Raw genomic sequence first — 16,509 nt, 5'->3', positions numbered from 1 at the left:
ATGGCAAAGTTAGAGAATAATAACGAGAATGAGAACAAAAAATCGGTAGCTGAAAACTTAGGTGATCAGGTACATAAGACTGTGGAAAATGTAGAAGGTGCTGTGAAGGAAGCAGTTAAAGAAGCATCTGAGCTCGCGTCGGATGCCATTCATCATCCCGTAGAAACCGCCGAAGAGTTTGGTAAACAGGCTGTAAAAGATGTTACGAGCTATTCCTGGTGGGCAAGACTTCTCTTGATTCTTTTTTGGTCTGTTTTAGGTTTGGTTGTTGCCGTATTTATCATAATTAATCTTCCGGTTACTAAGCAATGGGCTGCTGATCAGGCATTACAGATTGTAAACAGAGATTTTAAAGCCAATATGACTACAGAAAGTGTAGAGGTAAATTTCTTCGGAAATGTAAAGATAAAAGGTTTAAAAATAAAAGATTATAAAGGTTTTGATTTTATTAAATCTGAAGAGTTTACCGCCAATTCAGACTGGTTTTCCTTAGCCACCAATATTGGGAAAAATAATTCTTTAAGCTTTAATTCTTTAACCTTAAAAAATGCTGATATAAAGGTCATTACTTATAAAGGAGACAGCATTTCAAACTTTATCCGTTTTACCAAATTATTTGACAGCGGTAAGAAAAAAGATCCCAGCAAACCTCCTTTTCAATTAAATTCAAGAGTACAGATTCTTGATTCTAAAGTTTCGATTGTCAATTTAAATTCACCGGGAGAAGCCGGAAAATGGCTGACAGCCACTAATTTCAACTTAAAAGCACCCAACGTAAAAGTAAACGGGGCCAATGTTTCCGCGTTGATTAACAATATGTCTTTTGTCACGAAAAGGTGGGGAAAATCTCATACGGTAGATACGTTTTCAACAGAGCTTTCCATGACGCAGGATTTTCTTTCGCTTAAAGATTTGACATTAAATACAGATCACACGCTTTTACAGGGTGATATTAAATTTAAACTCAATAAAGGCTCGTGGGCAGAATTTGCAGATCGTGTCCGTTGGGATATGAATCTCCATCAGGGAAGCCAGTTAAGCGGGTATGATATCAGATATTTTGTTACGAATTGGGATAATATCAAACCTTTCAATGTTTCCGGGAAAATGACAGGACCGTTGAATAAATTCTACCTTGAAAATTTCCTGATCCGAAATCCTGATGTGAATATTGCCACCAAAACAATGAAGGTCAATAACTTACTGAAAGGTAATTTTTTAATTGAAACCAATAATCTCTCTGCAGATTTTACCTATAAAGATCTTAAAGCCATGATGCCGACTTTCATCTCGAAAAAGATGAAGAATTTCGCAGATGATTTCGGAAAGCTGAAATATAACGGTGCCGCAAAAGTAAACCCGAAGCAGGTTTATGTTTCCAGCGGGAATTTAATGGCAGGAATAGGGCAGGCAAAAATTGAAAAATTTTCATTGACAGATTACAGTACAGCTTTACCAAAATACGTAGGCTACGCCGAAGTTAAAGACCTTAATACTTCTGTTATTACAAAAAATAAAGCGGTCGGACTGATTTCCGGGAAATTTAATATAAGCGGACAAAGTTTTGACGTTAATACGATGCGTTTGACCACAAAATCTCAGATTTCCAGCATTGAAATCATGAATAAAGAGATCAATAATCTTTATCTGGACGGGCTTTTGGATCATAAAAAATACAACGGATTAATCACCATTAATGATGAACAGGCAAAAGCAACCATAAAAGGGCTGATCGATTTCAGCACTCCAAAAGTTGCGATGAATGTAGATGCCGATGTTGATTATTTAAATATGAATTATTTCACCGATAAACCCGGAAATCAGATCGTTAGCGGTAAGGTTACAGGAAAAATGTCGATGTCGTCAATCAATGACCTGACGCTTGATGTGGAGGCTAATAATATCAATTTTGCAACGGCTACTCAGAAATATATCATTCCTAATGCTAAGGTGAAAACCTTTCTGGAAGGCGGAAGCCGCGTGATCGATGTTGATGCGCCTGGTGCAGTGAACGGAAAAATTTCCGGAAGATATAACCTTGCTGATCTGGCAGGAATGGTAGAAAACGGATTAGGGAAGATTTTAGTAGGTCCGCCGCCAAGAAAATTATACAGAGGCCAGAGTTTTGCCATGAATTTTGATGTCGGGCAAGGTCTGGTAAGCTATTTTATGCCGGATTTAAAAATTCCGCAAGGTGCCAAAGTGGAAGGCCAATACGATGGAAATTCAAATAATCTGATCCTGAATCTGGATGCCGCTTCTTTAAAGTATATCATGACCAAAAAAGAAGAGATCACAGAAGCCGATAAAGCGTTGGCCGCTGCAAATCCTGCCTATAAAATTAATGATAGAGAAAATATAACAAGAGACAGCGCAATGGTTGACAGCGTCATGGTGAGAATTAATACCGCTAATCTTGACGAACAATTATATGCGAAGATCAATCGGGTTCAGTACAATAAAAATATTCTGAAAGACCTTACGTTAAGTGGTAGAAATGAGAATAATTCAATTCTGCATTTAGCTACAAAATTCAAGCACGGTAGCCCTGAAGATGAATTGGATGACAAATTGAAAGAATATGCGATCAATGTTAATCAAACTACCGATGCTTTTGGTGATTATGTCTTCAGATTTGAGCCGACCGAGGTGAAATTCAATGATGTAACCTGGTCGATCGACACAAGTCCTGATCTCGATCATTCCATTACATATCGTAAAAAAACGGCTGATTTTGAGATTAAAAACCTTAGGATTTATTCAGATAACAGCTCAATACTGATTAATGAATCAACCTTTAAATCCGCTAAAGATTTTTATGTAGACGCTGAAGTAAAGGATTTTGCCATTGAAAAGCTGCTGGAAATGCAATCCGGAGGAAACACCATGAATATTAAAGGATTGGCCAACGGAAATGTGAAGATCAGAATGGATAAAAGCACATTACAGCCTTTGGTAGACCTCACGGTTGATGATATCATGATGAATGGAAATGATATGGGAGACCTTACCGTTTCTGCAACCAACGGATTTTCATTAAATGTTTATGATGTGGAGGTAAAAGTGACTTCGGCGGGAGTTATAGGTAATAATAACTTAAATGTTACAGGAACTGTCAATAACAATACGTCTTCTCCAACCATTGATCTGACGGCTGAGATGAGAGATTTTGATGTGGCATTTGCTCAGCAGTTTGTACAGACGATTTTCGGAAACTTAAGAGGAAAAGCAACCGGGGATCTTAAAATTTCAGGAAAATTAAATAACCTGGATTATAGCGGAGATATTGCTTTAAAAGGTTTTGGATTAAAACTTTTATTCACGGGTGTAGATTATTCATTTGATGATACGGTAATTCCTCTGACAAAAGGATTGGCGATTCTAAACAATATTGAAGTGCATGACGGAAGATCCAATTCAAAAGGAAATATTTCCGGGGCAGTTCAGTTTGAGACCTTATCTTCAATGGGGGTCAATCTCGTAATGAGAGCGGATAATTTATTAATGTTAAATACCACGCAGAAAGACCTTGATCTATTCTGGGGAAGAGTATACGGGCAAGGTGATCTGTACGTTGACGGGCCGGTTTCCGGATTGAGTATTTCAACCCCGAATATGAAAGCGCTCAACGGAAGCACATTTACCTTTAATTCCAGCTCTACCTCGAATGTTGAAGAGTTTAAAATGTTGAGGTTCCTGAAAGAAGGAAAAGACGGATTAATTACTCTGGAAGAAAAGAAAAAAACCGGAGCCAATATGAATATCGATTTTAATCTGGATGTTGATAAAGGTACCACGGTAAACGTTCTGGTAGGTGATGATGTAGGAAATATTACCGTAAAAGGGGTTGCGGATGATCTGAGATTCCAGATGAACCGACAGGGAAATATCGCCATGAACGGAACATATAGTGTTGATAACGGAACCTTTATTTCAAAAGCAATTCTTAATAAAACTTTCCAGATCGAAAAAGGAAGCAGCATTCGTTGGGATGGTGATGCCATGAAACCCGCTCTGGATATTACGGCAAATTACGTCAGAATGGTCTCAAATGCAGGAGAATACCTGAATATGGGAAGCCTGCAGCCGATCAGTATCTTACTTCAGGCAAATATTACGCAGTCTCTGATTAATCCGAAAGTTGATTTGGATGTTTCGGCGTTGGATGTTTCCAGTCAGGTAAAAGAAACTTTGGCGGCAAAAATGAGCCAGGACGGTGAAAAAGTGCTTCAGTTTGGTTCGATTTTATTGTTAAACAGCTTTAATGTTTCCAATTCGGGTGGAGTAGATGTTGATGTTGCCGGAGTAGCGGAATCTTCAGGATATAATTTACTCTTAAAACAATTGGGCTCAGTTCTTAATACAATGAGTAACGAGTTTCAGATTGACCTTAATTATGTAAAAGGAGACCAGTATTCAAATACCGGTGACAGGGCCAATGCAGGGGTCAGCTTTGCGCTTTCTCCGAGAATTAAGGTGAAAACCGGCTTGGGAATTCCTTTAACAAAAACAGAAAATACAGAAACCAATTATCTTTCAGGTGAAGGATCAATTGAATATGATATCTCTAAAAAGAACGACGGAACCCTTATTTTAAGAGGATATTCCAAGCCGTCAAATATCGGAATGGGTCTGGGAGCAGGTACAAACGGTTCTGCAAATCAAGCGTATGGAGGAGGTATTGTGTGGAGCAAAAGCTTCAATTCTTTATTTAAAAAGAAGAGAAAAGATAAAAAACAGGCAGAACCTAAAACTGAAATAAAAACAGATTCTGTAAAATCCAACGGTAAATAATTAGAATATTTTAATGATTTTTGTCATATGTGTTAATTATTGTTAATCTTTAATATAATTTTCATGGTTAAATTATTTTTTATAAATTTGCAAAAAATACATTGATTTTTTAAGGAAATTGTAATTTAACTAATATGAACTATCAACTGGACGAAATAGACAAGAAGATTCTTGACTTCTTAGTAGAAAACACAAGAATGCCTTTTACTGAAATTGCAAAACAGATGGATGTGTCTGCGGGAACAATTCACGTAAGAGTGAAGAAAATGGAGGATGCAGGTATTATTTTGGGATCATCTCTTAATATCGATTATGGTAAATTAGATTATCACTTCACGGCTTTTATCGGAATCCTTTTAACAAAATCAAACCGAACTCAGGAGGTTTTAAAAGAACTAACAAGCATTCCTAACGTAATTGAAGCTAGCGTTATCTCAGGAAAATATAATATTTTCTGCAAAGTAAGAGCGAAGAATACAGACGATGCGAAAAGAATCATCTACCAAATAGATGATATCCAAGATGTAATGAGAACGGAGAGTATGATCTCTATGGAAGAATTCTTAAGTGATAAAAATAGATTGATCAACGCTATTTCTATTTAATCAAATTGTAAACGAATAAAATACTAAAGAACTTATGAAATCTATCATAAGTTCTTTATTTTTGTACCTATGGAAGAATACAGTTACTTTGATGAAGATCCGAAGAAAGGATGGGGTTTTATTTTAGCATTTGCTTCTCTGATGTTGTTCACAATTATGGGCCTGGGAATCGATGTTGATGAATATCTGCAGCATGAATATCTTAACATCCCGAGATGGTATTTTTTCATTATCTTTTCAATTGATTTCCTGATGGCAGTGAGCCTGGTGCTGATGTTTTTTTATAAAAAAATAGGGATTTTCACCTTTCCGACTTTATTGATGCTGCATTTCTTTATGCACAATTACTATCTTTCAACATTTTTATACACAGATGTCACCAACCTTTTCCTTTTTACAGGATTTGGAATGCTGGCCATTATCCCGAAGTGGAAGTTTTTTAAGTAAAATATAATTAATGGTTAAATCGGTTGGTCAGCATTTATTTTCTTAAGGAAATACAAAGGATAATCAAGTTCAAAGGTCTCATGAAAGATCTCAAAGCCATTTTGAGTATAAAACGTTCTGTTTTCAGGGGTTGTAGTTTCCACATAAATACAAGTGCCGTGATATCTCTTGAATGATTCTTTTAAAAGTTTTGTTCCGATCCCGCGTCCCTGCTCATTTGGAAGGACCGCCATCAGCCATAAATGAACGAATTTTTCTTCAGGATGAAAGCTTTTTAACAACCTTTCTCTCCTCAGGATCTTCAATATATTCTCTATACCGATGCAGAAAAGCAACAGCTTAAGCTCTAAGAGCAGTTTTTTAATTCCAAAGCCTTGCTTTTCGAAATATAAAATGCATCCTTTATCATCATCCGTCAAAAAAACGCTTCCGTAGCGTACAGCCATGTCAAACTGAAATTCCATTAATAATTTTAATCTCTTATACCTGTTACCGGAACTCTTTACTACAAAATTGATAGAATTAGGAATAAGAACATCAATAAAAGCCTGACATAATATATCAGTAACTTTTTCTCTGTCTCTATAAGTGGCTTTTTTCATTTTTCCAAAAGTATAAAAAGTTAAGGAATTATCCTCTCTTCCGGTTCAAGTCATTCATACCCTTATCAACCCATCTGTAGCCCGTTCAGTACGTTGTACCAGCCACTTCATTAAGGGTCGGCGGGTAGTTCCGTAACCCCCTTACCCCCCTTGGTGAAGGGGTAAAACCACTTGTATAACCCTCCTCGGATACTTATATAAGTATCCTTCGACCCTTGTATAAGTGCCCAGAGGGAGTTCCGAAGTGCCTGTATCCTCTTTATAAAGGGGGCACAATGGCATTGGTAAGTGGGTGTCGCCGCTTGTATAACCACCCTGAAGGACTTATTAAAGTGCATTATGCATTACAGTAACAAAAAAAACATCCAAAACTGGATGCTTTTGATTTATATTTAAAAAGAAATTATTTCTCTAAAATTCTTTTCACAGCTTCTTTTACAGCGGCTGCATCGATCTTATATTTCTTCATTAATTCAGCTGGTGTGGCAGATTCTCCGAAAGTATCGTTTACAGCAACGAATTCTTGTCTTGTCGGTCTTTTTCTTGCCAGCATTCCTGCAACAGATTCACCCAAGCCACCAAGATAGTTGTGTTCTTCGGCAGTTACGATTTTCCCTGTTTTTTCAACAGATTTCAAGATGATTTCTTCGTCCAGAGGCTTAATTGTATGGATATTGATCACCTCACAAGAGATCCCTTCTTTTTCAAGCTCATCTGCAGCAACTAAAGATTCCCAGACAAGGTGGCCTGTTGCAACGATTGTTACATCAGTACCTTCCTGCAAAAGAATCCCTTTTCCGATCTCAAAAGGCATATCTTCAGGAATGAAAACAGGGACTACCGGTCTTCCGAATCTAAGATAAACAGGGCCTTCAAAATCAGCAATAGCTAAAGTAGCCGCTTTTGTCTGGTTGTAGTCACAAGGGTTAATTACGGTCATTCCCGGAAGCATTTTCATCATTCCGATGTCTTCCAGAACCTGGTGAGTTGCACCGTCTTCACCCAAGGTAAGACCTGCGTGAGAAGCACATATTTTTACATTTTTCCCTGAGTAAGCGATAGACTGACGAATCTGGTCATAGACTCTTGAAGTAGAAAAGTTGGCGAAAGTTCCCGTAAAAGGAATTTTACCTGTAATACTAAGCCCTGCGGCAAGACCCATCATGTTGGCCTCAGCAATACCCACCTGGAAGAATCTTTCAGGAGCTTTTTCAATGAATTTCTCCATTTTCAAAGAACCGATAAGATCTGCACAAAGTGCTACGACATTAGGATTTTTATCAGCAAGTTCAGCCAATCCGGCTCCGAATCCTGAACGTGTATCTTTTTTTTCTGTATATGTAAATTTCATTTTTACTAAAGTTTTTGATAATTGATGAATTACAGTTGATAAACGATATTGTAACACATCATTTATCATTGATGATTCATCATTTATTATTAATAGTCCGCCGGAGCTTCTAAATATAATTGTTTGAAAGCAGTATCCAATTGTTCGTCGTTTGGCGCTTTACCATGCCACGCGTGAGATCCCATCATATAATCAACCCCATAACCCATCTCTGTGTGAAGGATGATGGCAACTGGTTTTCCTTGTCCTGTCTCAGTTTTTGCTTTTTCTAAAATTGCAATAACCGCTTCAAGATCGTTACCGTTTTTCTCTTCTAAAACAATCCATCCGAAAGCCTCAAGCTTTGCATGAAGATCTCCTAAGCTTAATACATCATCCGTATCACCGTCGATCTGGCGGCCGTTGTAATCAATGGTAGAAATAATATTATCAACTTTTTTGGCTGCAGCATACATTAATGCTTCCCAAACCTGGCCTTCCTGCAATTCACCGTCTCCGTGAAGCGTATAAACAAGAGAAGTATCTCCGTCTAATTTTTTACCCTGAGCAACGCCCAAAGCCACAGACATACCCTGACCAAGCGATCCTGAAGCAATTCTGATCCCTTCAAGCCCCTCGTGAGTCGTTGGGTGACCCTGCAATCTTGAATTTAATTTTCTGAAAGTTCTCAATTCATCTACCGGGAAAAAGTCGAATCTAGCTAAAGTAGAATAGTAAACCGGAGAAATGTGTCCGTTTGAAAGATAGAAATGGTCTTCATTTTTACCCTCCATCGTGAAAGGAAGACTGTAGTTCATCACCTTTCCATAAAGGGCTGTGAAGTATTCTGTACAACCTAAACTTCCACCCGGGTGACCAGAATTTACAGCGTGAACCATTCTTAAAATGTCTCTTCTGATTTGTGTAGTAAGAGATTTTAACTCTTCGATACTTTTACTCATTATATAAGATTTATTTGCACGCGAATTTACAATTTTTTACTGGCTTACGGAAATACAAAAATCCGGGTTTTACATCCGGATTTTTGTTTAATTGATATTTTGATATCTTGTTAATTAATATTTTAGGAATTTATACGTTGTTTTTACCAATAAATGTTGAGATTCCTACGGAATGATAACTCTGTGATAAATTTAGATGTCTTATGAATACAAATAGTTATTTTGTTAAATTTTCCACGCGTTTTTATCGATAGGAGCGGGCTTTAGCCCGTTTACAATAAACAGCTTCAAATGGCTTTAGCCAAAACTTAAAAATCTACTTCTTTCTGATCAGCCACAATCCAAAGAATGTTAACAATCCATTAATAATTAATAATTCTAATCCGATCTTAAAATCCCCGAACATATCAACCTGATATTTATCGATAAAATAAGACATAATAGGCGCTGCAATACAAACGTAAGGAACAAGCCTGTCCTCAACTTTATATTTAGTGAAAATTCCAAAGGCGAAAAGTCCCAAAAGTGGCCCGTACGTAAATCCTGCAAGTTTAAGAATTAAGCCAATCATGGAATTATCATTAATAATTTTAAAGATAACCACCATAATTAAGAAAGACAGCGCCACAATCAAGTGTACATTTTTCCTGAACTTTTCCTTCTTTTTGGTGTCCCACGGTTTATCTTTCATCCCAAAAATATCGATGCATAAAGAGGACGTCAAAGCTGTCATGGCCCCATCCGCACTCGGAAATAATGCAGAGATCAAAGCAATGATAAATATAATGGAAATAAATCCGGGCATATGATTTAAAGCTACTTCAGGGAAAATTTTATCCCCAAAAATATCTTTTCCTTGTAATAAAAATTCTTTTTTAGGAATTCCGTCTTTAATAATTTCTGTAAAATGAGCACCCTGGCTCTCTCCGAACAGATACAAAAGACCACCCATATAAAGAAACAGAGAAATCACCCCAAGCAGGATAAAACCAAGCGTAACCATGTTTTTCTGAGAATCCTTAAGCTTAGTCACGGAAAGGCTTTTCTGCATCATTTCCTGATCAATTCCCGTCATGGTAATGGTGATAAATGCTCCCGCAAGGATCTGTTTGATGAAAAATCCGGGAGAATTAAAATTCAGGTCAAATATTTTCGTGTAGCCTTTATCGCTCATTGCAGTTAAGCTCTGCCCGACACTTAAATCCAGATGATTCAGCATATAAACCGTACAGATAATTAAGCCTAAAAGCATACAAGAGGTTTGTAAAGTATCGGTCCAGACGATGGTTTTTACACCACCTTCATACGTGTAAAGAATGATCATCGCAAGAATAATCAAAGTAGTTACTATAAAAGGAACTCCCAGGCTGTCCAAAATGGTTACCTGAAGAATATTTACCACCAGATACAATCTCGCAGTGGCCCCCACCAATCTCGAAACAATGAAGATCCACGCTCCCGATTTGTACGAAAGCTGTCCCATTCTCTGCTGGAGATATCCGTAAATGGAGGTCAATTTTAATCGATAATATAAAGGAAGTAAAACATATGCAACGACAATATATCCGATAAGATAGCCTAAAGTAATCTGTAAATACGCAAAGCTGTCTTTCCCGACCGCCCCCGGAACACTCACAAAAGTCACCCCTGAAAGCGAGGTTCCGATCATTCCGAATGCAACAAGCATCCAATTACTTTTACGGTTTCCGATGAAGAAACTCTCATTATCACTTCCTTTTCCTGTTTTATAAGCTACCCAAAGCAGCAGAGCAAAGTAGATGACAATGATGGACAATAATATAAATGGAGACATATGTTCTTCGATTAAAATTTTACAAATATACTTTTTTTATGGTCTGCTTAAAAAGAAAAAACCTTCCGGATTTTACTCTGAAAGGTTTATATTTTTTGTTTGATTTATTTAAAGATGCTTCGACTCCGCTCAGCATGACAACTCTAATACTATCTGCGTTATTAGCAGCTAATTTGTAGCGATATCATGCTGAACGGAGTCGAAACATCCATTAAAATTTAGATTAGATTTAAAATTATCAATCTCAACCTTAATCTTAGCCTAAAATCAAGCCTGAGTCTGATTAACTAAAACATCCTGCAGCTCCTCATGTTTCTGAAAAGTAGCTTTTGCAAAAGGACAAAGCGGAATAATTGTTTTACCGTTTTTCCTTGCAAAATCTACCGCTGCCAAAAGCATGTCCTTACCAACGCCTTGTCCGTTGTAGTCTTCCTCGACTTCGGTGTGATCAATAATGAATCGCTCTTCTCCGGCCCAGGTGTAGGTCATTTGTCCGGCGCGCTTTCCGTCTATGAAAGCTTCAAAACTTCCATGTTTCTCGTCGTTGTTTTGTTTTACTTCTGTCATGTTATGAAAATTTGGTTTGAATTTCTATATCGTGGGTTAATATTTTATGTACAGGGCAGGCATCCGCAATTAAGTGAAGCTTTTTCATCTGTTCCTGATCAAGATTTGTGCCTTCAAAGCTGATATTTCTTTTAAAAATACAAAGTTTTGTTAAAGGGAAATTTTCCAGCTCTACTTCTACGTTTATTTTTTCAACGTCCCATTCTTTTCGGTCGATGTACATTTTTAAAGTGGCTGCGGTACAGCTTGCCAGAGAAGTTGCCAGAATTTCAAAAGGGTTGAAGCCTTTATTTTGGCCGCCTTTATCCACCGGTTCGTCTGTGATCAGCGTATTTTCACCGGCTACTACTTCTGTATAGTATTTTTCTTTTCCCAGGCTTGCTTTTACGATTACCGCCATTATTTGTCTGTGTTAAATTTATAACTTAATGCTCCGGAAGGGCATAAGTCGATTTGATTTTTAAGTTCCTGGGGAGTTGCGTTTTCCACTTTTATCCAGGGTCTTTCTTTTGGATTATAAACTGCCGGAAGTGTTTTTACGCAAACAGCAGCGTGAATGCACTTCTGAGGTTGCCAGATAACGGTGATCTCGCCGTTGATATATTCATGTGTATCCATATTAATTTTCTTTTAAGGATTTTTCAATTCTTTTATCAGGAATCAGCCATATTAAAGCAACAACGTAATATAAGCCTATAGCAATATAAGGATAAAAAAACGAAGTCGCGAACCCTAAAATGTAAAACACAATAGAGATATATTCTTTGAATTTAGAGTGTATGGCGGCTTTTAATGTTGAGTCTTCACCTTCATTTTTTATAATTAAATTTTCCAGAATGGTATAGGCAACAGCGCACATTATCAGAACAATTCCATAAACACTTACAGGATTTTTTGCGAAATGGGTTTCTCCGATCCATTCTGTAGCAGCCGGTGTTAATGATAGCCAGAACAGTAAATGCAGATTCGCCCAAAGAATATTTCCGTTTACTTTTTTGACGGTCTGAAATAAATGATGATGATTGTTCCAGTAAATTCCAATATAAATAAAGCTGAAAATATAGGCCAAAAATTTAGGAATAAGAGGTTTCAGGCTTTCCCAATTACTTTCTTCAGGCACTTTTAATTCAAGCACCATAATGGTAATAATAACGGCCAAAACACCATCGCTGAAAGCTTCTAATCTCCCTTTTGTCATTAGTTTTTAACCTGATTTTTAAAGTTTTCTATTTTGTCTTTTAAATCTTTTAGCATTTCGGGATTGATAACGCCGCTTTCAAAATCAAAATTTTCATAAAATTTAGGAAGAGAAAAAGTGTCTTTAATATCAGCTCCGAAGTTTGGAAAAAACGTTTTTGCGGTATTCATCACATTTCCGCCTCCGTAACCTCCCGGAGAAGTTGACATCAAGAGCATTGGTTTATTCTGAAAAACTTTTACGTTAATCCTTGAAGCCCAGTCGAAAACGTTTTTAAAAGCTGCGCTGTACGATCTGTTGTGCTCGGCAAGCGAACAAATAATCACGTCGCATTCCTCAATGACTTTTAAAAATTTGTGCGCTTCATCCGGAAAGCCTTTTTTTTCACGATCGACAGAAAAAACAGGCATGTCGAAATCATTTAAATCAATTAAATTAATTTCATTGTCCTGAAAATCTTTCAAAACAAATTTTACCAGTTCTCTGTTGATGGAAGTGGAAGATGTACTTCCTGCAAATGCCAATATTTTCATTATTTTATTACTGATTTCTGTTATTTTTCTGATGAATCTGCTTTTATTTTTTCCTGATAATCTGTTTCTAATTTTCCAAGCTTTTGAAAATAGACTTCTTTATCTGCAAACAGCTTCGGATTGTAAGAATCGCCTTCTTTTCGTTTTGTATGCAGGCCAAACTGGCTGGCATGAGAAGCTACCCAGATATCAAAATCCAGATTTTTCATTGCTTTGAATGTCTCGGCATAATCATTCTGAATATTTTGATAACTTTTTACATCAGAAAATTTTCTGTCGATAATTATGGATGGCAAATTGGCGATTAAAACTTTATATGTCTGATTTTTATCTTTAGTTACAAATAAAAAGCTGCAGGATCCTTTCGTATGTCCCGGATGATGAAGTAAAGTCAGGGTCGTATTCCCGAGTTTTATCTTGTCGTTGTTTTTCAAGAGGTAATCAGGAGTTACGGGTTTAAAAGTTACGCCGTATTTTCCCAATTCGTAATCTGATTTTCCGCCACTTTTTAATTCTTCTGCATCTTTTTCATCTACATAAAGCTTGGCGCCTGTTTCTTTTTTCATATCAGCCATTGCTCCCATGTGGTCGAAATGAGCCTGTGTTAAAGTCAGAATTTTGATGTCCTTATCATTAAAACCAAGTTTTTTAATATTACTTTTAATAATTGGAAACGATCCCGCTAATCCTGTGTTGATAAGGATATTTCCTTTATTGGTAACGATCAGATAAGAGGCAAGATCGTAAGTTCCAACATAATACAAATTTCCTGCAATTCTGAAGGGCTCATAAGTTTTTGACCATTCTTCAGGATTATTTTTAGGCTCATTCACAGTCTGAGCATTACTTAAAAAAGACAGGATCAATAAGAATACAGGAATTATTCTTTTCATTTGATTAGGATTTACGGGTAAATATTCTGAAATTTCAATGTTTATTTTCTGTTTAAAATCGCTTTCGGAAGCGGAACAAATTCGTGCTCATCACCCGGAACCAAAGGAAAAGCATCATGGTTTTGATCGTTCCAGTTTACTTTTGCTTCATCGATTAATTCTTTGTCTGAATTTACAAAATTCCAGAATATAAAACGTTCTTCATCAAAAGGTTCGCCGCCGAAAAGATAAACCGTTCCGTTTTCGCTCATGTCAAATTCACAAAGTTTGGTTTCTTTGGCGATCAATAGTTGTTTTGAACCGTAAGAATTTCCGTCTGTAGAAACCGTTCCGTCTAAAACGTACATGGCAGCTTCACCATAAAGATCTTTACCGATGCTGATGGTTTTTGCCTCTTTAGTTTTAATTTCAAGAAAGAATAGTTTGCTGTGAACGGGAACCGGAGATTTTCTTCCGAATGCTTCTCCTGCGATTAATTTATACTGAATTCCATCTTCTTCCCAAACAGGAATTTCATTCCCTTCAATATGATGGAAAGTTGGCTCTGATTGCTCCAGATGTTTCGGAAGTCCTACCCAGATTTGGAAACCGTGAAGTTTTTTGTCTGTATGTCTCAGATATTCAGGAGTTCTTTCTGAATGAACGACCCCTTTTCCGGCGGTCATCCAATTGACAGCCCCGGGCTTTATTTCAACGGCACTTCCGATGCTGTCTCTGTGGAAAATTGATCCCTCCAAAAGATAAGTTAAAGTCGAAAGCCCAATGTGCGGATGTGGCGGAACATCAAGATTTTGATAATCCTTAAGTTCAGAAGGTCCCATGTGATCGATAAAAACGAAGGGGCCGACGGCTCTTTTCTCACGGAAAGGCAAAAGTCTTCCCACTAAAAAGTTTCCTATATCTGCTGATTTTTCTTCAATGATAAGTCCGATATTTGACATGATAAGTAAAGTGGTTTTTTAATTTTTATTTAAGCTAATGTAATCAATTTATCCATTGTTTATGGTACTTTAATGAAAATTAAAGTTGGTCGTATCCTTTAAATCTCTCATCTATAACGCGTTTCCATTCGGGATTTTTTTTGACGAATGAGACAACGTACGGACAAAAGGGAAGTGCTTTCTTTTGATGGTCTTCAATATAATGCAGTGTTTTTTCGACCACTGCCTGTGCAGCTCCTGTTCCTGCAATCAAAAGATCTGCTTCAGTATGATTTAAAGCGATCTGGCTCCCCATTTCACGATAATCGATAAAGGCAAGATGCCCGTTGAATTCTATCTCGAATCTTTCTCCTGTATTGATTAAAGGAATGTTTTCAAATTCTGGTCTCATGAATTTTTTTTATTAAGTTGATAATCACGAAGTCGCAAAGTGTTGTAAAGTTAATTCTGATTTCCATCAAATTTGTCATTCTACAAGAATCTAGACGATGTTTTTATTATGATGTTGAGGTTTCTGCGGAATGACAAACTCAATTATAATTAACGACTATTATAAAGTTAATAAAAAATGAACAATTAATATAAGTTTTACATTAATCTGCTAAATACCCGAATCTTCCTAAATTGTAATCCTCAAAAGCCTGCATAATTTCCTCTCTGGAGTTCATCACAAAAGGACCGTGTGGATAAATGGGCTCGTTTAAAGGCATTCCGCTGATAATTAATATGATGGAATCTTCTGTTGCTTCAATAGTGAAAATTTCACCCTCATTTTTGAATGCAATAAAATTGTTGACTGGAGCTTTCTGCTCTCCGTTAACAATAACATTTCCTTCAATAACCAAGGCTGCGGTATTAAAATCAGCAGGGAAATTAAAATCAGCTTTTCCGCCTGATTTCAGTTTTGCATTCATCATATGTACCGGGCTGAATGTGGAAGCAGGACCTTTTCGGCCGTTGTATTCTCCGGCAATGATTTCAATAAAGCCATTTTCACCCAAATCCACTTTTTCCATCTCAGAATTTTTGATGGACTGGTATTTTGGACAGCTCATTTTATAAGCAGAAGGCAAATTCACCCAAATCTGAACCATCTGAAAAATGCCACCGGTTTTTGCCCATTCGGTTTCGTGATATTCTTTATGAAGGACGCCTTTCGCAGCGGTCATCCATTGTACATCGCCTTCTCCGATAATTCCGCCGCCGCCTGCGCTGTCATGATGCTGAACGCGACCGTGATAAGCAATCGTTACCGTTTCAAAACCTCTGTGCGGATGCACGCCGACCCCTCTCGGTTGCTCTGTTCCGTTAAAATGAAATTTTGAATTGTAATCAAGCATGATAAAAGGATCCATTTTCTCCATGCTGTAAACACTTGGAATGAAATTGTGAACCCAAAATCCGTCACCCACAAAATGTGCGGGTTTGGGAGCTATTATATTGTGTATTTTTTTTGTTGCCATACTATTTGATACTATGAAGCAAAGGTAGTGGAGTTGAAAATCAGGTGCATTGATCTGTGGTAATAAGCGAGCGGATGATGAGTTATAAATACTTTTTCTTTTGTCTTAACACAAAAGAAACAAAAAGTCAAGACTGAAAACTCCGGCTAAAAATAACTCCTGTTCTCTAAAAATTCTAAAACTTGCGTGAATTCAATTTTTTGTTCTTCGATTTTGAATTTGTCTCGCTTCAAACACTAGAATTTTTGACGGGGTGGTTTTAAAAGTGTGAATTTTAAAAGTGAATGATCAAAAGTCAATTTTTAAATTTACAATTCACTTATTGACCATTCACTTTCCTAGCCCAGATAGCAACGGTTAC

The 16,509-nt window shown here is 37.0% G+C and carries 16 protein-coding genes; 3 read left to right on the top strand and 13 right to left on the bottom strand.

Annotation, left to right across the window (positions count from 1 at the left end):
• The 3 genes from BLT04_RS03485 (at position 1) to BLT04_RS03475 (ending at position 5,846) form a co-directional block, all read left to right on the top strand.
• Positions 1-4,794 carry a translocation/assembly module TamB domain-containing protein gene (locus BLT04_RS03485; protein ID WP_089753698.1) on the top strand — a complete coding sequence of 1,598 codons (4,794 nt, stop codon included), beginning with the start codon at positions 1-3 and terminating at the stop codon, positions 4,792-4,794.
• A gap of 134 nt (positions 4,795-4,928) precedes the next feature.
• The gene (locus BLT04_RS03480; protein WP_066751538.1) at positions 4,929-5,399 is read left to right on the top strand and encodes an Lrp/AsnC family transcriptional regulator; all 471 of its coding nucleotides are present in this window, start codon (positions 4,929-4,931) and stop codon (positions 5,397-5,399) included.
• A gap of 69 nt (positions 5,400-5,468) precedes the next feature.
• Complete coding sequence (locus BLT04_RS03475; protein WP_089753695.1) at positions 5,469-5,846, top strand: hypothetical protein; 378 nt, start codon at positions 5,469-5,471, stop codon at positions 5,844-5,846.
• A 14-nt stretch (positions 5,847-5,860) separates the two neighbouring features.
• Here BLT04_RS03475 and BLT04_RS03470 read toward each other — a convergent pair whose 3' ends face one another.
• The 13 genes from BLT04_RS03470 to BLT04_RS03405 form a co-directional block, all read right to left on the bottom strand.
• On the bottom strand, positions 5,861-6,448 hold the full coding sequence (locus tag BLT04_RS03470; RefSeq protein WP_089753693.1) for a GNAT family N-acetyltransferase: 588 nt from the start codon (positions 6,446-6,448) through the stop codon (positions 5,861-5,863).
• Between the two features lie 403 nt (positions 6,449-6,851).
• Positions 6,852-7,799, bottom strand: a complete 948-nt coding sequence (locus tag BLT04_RS03460) for a transketolase family protein (protein ID WP_089753689.1) — start codon at positions 7,797-7,799, stop codon at positions 6,852-6,854.
• Between the two features lie 89 nt (positions 7,800-7,888).
• The gene (locus tag BLT04_RS03455; RefSeq protein WP_089753687.1) at positions 7,889-8,740 is read right to left on the bottom strand and encodes a transketolase; all 852 of its coding nucleotides are present in this window, start codon (positions 8,738-8,740) and stop codon (positions 7,889-7,891) included.
• A 316-nt stretch (positions 8,741-9,056) separates the two neighbouring features.
• Positions 9,057-10,553: a sodium:solute symporter gene (locus tag BLT04_RS03450; protein ID WP_089753685.1), complete on the bottom strand. Its 1,497-nt coding sequence runs from the start codon at positions 10,551-10,553 to the stop codon at positions 9,057-9,059.
• 267 nt (positions 10,554-10,820) lie between these two features.
• Positions 10,821-11,120 (bottom strand): GNAT family N-acetyltransferase, encoded by a 300-nt coding sequence (locus tag BLT04_RS03445; protein WP_089753683.1) that lies wholly within the window; start codon positions 11,118-11,120, stop codon positions 10,821-10,823.
• A gap of 1 nt (position 11,121) precedes the next feature.
• A complete protein-coding gene (locus tag BLT04_RS03440) occupies positions 11,122-11,520 on the bottom strand; it encodes an OsmC family protein (protein ID WP_089753680.1) in 399 nt (132 codons plus the stop codon).
• On the bottom strand, positions 11,520-11,738 hold the full coding sequence (locus BLT04_RS03435; RefSeq protein ID WP_089753678.1) for a (4Fe-4S)-binding protein: 219 nt from the start codon (positions 11,736-11,738) through the stop codon (positions 11,520-11,522). Before BLT04_RS03435 ends, BLT04_RS03440 begins: the two co-directional genes overlap by 1 nt.
• A gap of 1 nt (position 11,739) precedes the next feature.
• Positions 11,740-12,318: a TMEM175 family protein gene (locus tag BLT04_RS03430; protein WP_089753676.1), complete on the bottom strand. Its 579-nt coding sequence runs from the start codon at positions 12,316-12,318 to the stop codon at positions 11,740-11,742.
• A complete protein-coding gene (locus BLT04_RS03425; protein ID WP_089753674.1) occupies positions 12,318-12,851 on the bottom strand; it encodes an NADPH-dependent FMN reductase in 534 nt (177 codons plus the stop codon). Before BLT04_RS03425 ends, BLT04_RS03430 begins: the two co-directional genes overlap by 1 nt.
• Before the next feature lie 20 nt (positions 12,852-12,871).
• Positions 12,872-13,744: a subclass B3 metallo-beta-lactamase gene (bla, locus tag BLT04_RS03420; protein ID WP_089753672.1), complete on the bottom strand. Its 873-nt coding sequence runs from the start codon at positions 13,742-13,744 to the stop codon at positions 12,872-12,874.
• Positions 13,745-13,785: 41 nt separating this feature from the next.
• The gene (locus BLT04_RS03415; protein ID WP_089753670.1) at positions 13,786-14,685 is read right to left on the bottom strand and encodes a pirin family protein; all 900 of its coding nucleotides are present in this window, start codon (positions 14,683-14,685) and stop codon (positions 13,786-13,788) included.
• 79 nt (positions 14,686-14,764) lie between these two features.
• Positions 14,765-15,076, bottom strand: coding sequence for a GNAT family N-acetyltransferase (locus tag BLT04_RS03410; protein ID WP_089753669.1), 312 nt, complete (start codon positions 15,074-15,076; stop codon positions 14,765-14,767).
• A 202-nt stretch (positions 15,077-15,278) separates the two neighbouring features.
• On the bottom strand, positions 15,279-16,148 hold the full coding sequence (locus tag BLT04_RS03405) for a pirin family protein (RefSeq protein ID WP_089753667.1): 870 nt from the start codon (positions 16,146-16,148) through the stop codon (positions 15,279-15,281).
• Between the last annotated feature and the right edge of the window lie 361 nt (positions 16,149-16,509).

It is taken from the genome of Chryseobacterium soldanellicola (assembly GCF_900100115.1).
GTDB classification, from domain to species: domain Bacteria; phylum Bacteroidota; class Bacteroidia; order Flavobacteriales; family Weeksellaceae; genus Chryseobacterium; species Chryseobacterium soldanellicola.
This window is presented reverse-complemented; position numbering and strand designations above follow the sequence as displayed.

What these genes read in the sequence shown, in the direction of transcription:
- BLT04_RS03485 (WP_089753698.1), top strand. Translation starts at nt 1, where the DNA reads ATGGCAAAGTTAGAGAATAATAACGAGAATGAGAACAAAAAATCGGTA.
- BLT04_RS03480 (WP_066751538.1), top strand. Translation starts at nt 4,929, where the DNA reads ATGAACTATCAACTGGACGAAATAGACAAGAAGATTCTTGACTTCTTA.
- BLT04_RS03475 (WP_089753695.1), top strand. Translation starts at nt 5,469, where the DNA reads ATGGAAGAATACAGTTACTTTGATGAAGATCCGAAGAAAGGATGGGGT.
- BLT04_RS03470 (WP_089753693.1), bottom strand. Translation starts at nt 6,448, where the DNA reads ATGAAAAAAGCCACTTATAGAGACAGAGAAAAAGTTACTGATATATTA.
- BLT04_RS03460 (WP_089753689.1), bottom strand. Translation starts at nt 7,799, where the DNA reads ATGAAATTTACATATACAGAAAAAAAAGATACACGTTCAGGATTCGGA.
- BLT04_RS03455 (WP_089753687.1), bottom strand. Translation starts at nt 8,740, where the DNA reads ATGAGTAAAAGTATCGAAGAGTTAAAATCTCTTACTACACAAATCAGA.
- BLT04_RS03450 (WP_089753685.1), bottom strand. Translation starts at nt 10,553, where the DNA reads ATGTCTCCATTTATATTATTGTCCATCATTGTCATCTACTTTGCTCTG.
- BLT04_RS03445 (WP_089753683.1), bottom strand. Translation starts at nt 11,120, where the DNA reads ATGACAGAAGTAAAACAAAACAACGACGAGAAACATGGAAGTTTTGAA.
- BLT04_RS03440 (WP_089753680.1), bottom strand. Translation starts at nt 11,520, where the DNA reads ATGGCGGTAATCGTAAAAGCAAGCCTGGGAAAAGAAAAATACTATACA.
- BLT04_RS03435 (WP_089753678.1), bottom strand. Translation starts at nt 11,738, where the DNA reads ATGGATACACATGAATATATCAACGGCGAGATCACCGTTATCTGGCAA.
- BLT04_RS03430 (WP_089753676.1), bottom strand. Translation starts at nt 12,318, where the DNA reads ATGACAAAAGGGAGATTAGAAGCTTTCAGCGATGGTGTTTTGGCCGTT.
- BLT04_RS03425 (WP_089753674.1), bottom strand. Translation starts at nt 12,851, where the DNA reads ATGAAAATATTGGCATTTGCAGGAAGTACATCTTCCACTTCCATCAAC.
- bla (WP_089753672.1), bottom strand. Translation starts at nt 13,744, where the DNA reads ATGAAAAGAATAATTCCTGTATTCTTATTGATCCTGTCTTTTTTAAGT.
- BLT04_RS03415 (WP_089753670.1), bottom strand. Translation starts at nt 14,685, where the DNA reads ATGTCAAATATCGGACTTATCATTGAAGAAAAATCAGCAGATATAGGA.
- BLT04_RS03410 (WP_089753669.1), bottom strand. Translation starts at nt 15,076, where the DNA reads ATGAGACCAGAATTTGAAAACATTCCTTTAATCAATACAGGAGAAAGA.
- BLT04_RS03405 (WP_089753667.1), bottom strand. Translation starts at nt 16,148, where the DNA reads ATGGCAACAAAAAAAATACACAATATAATAGCTCCCAAACCCGCACAT.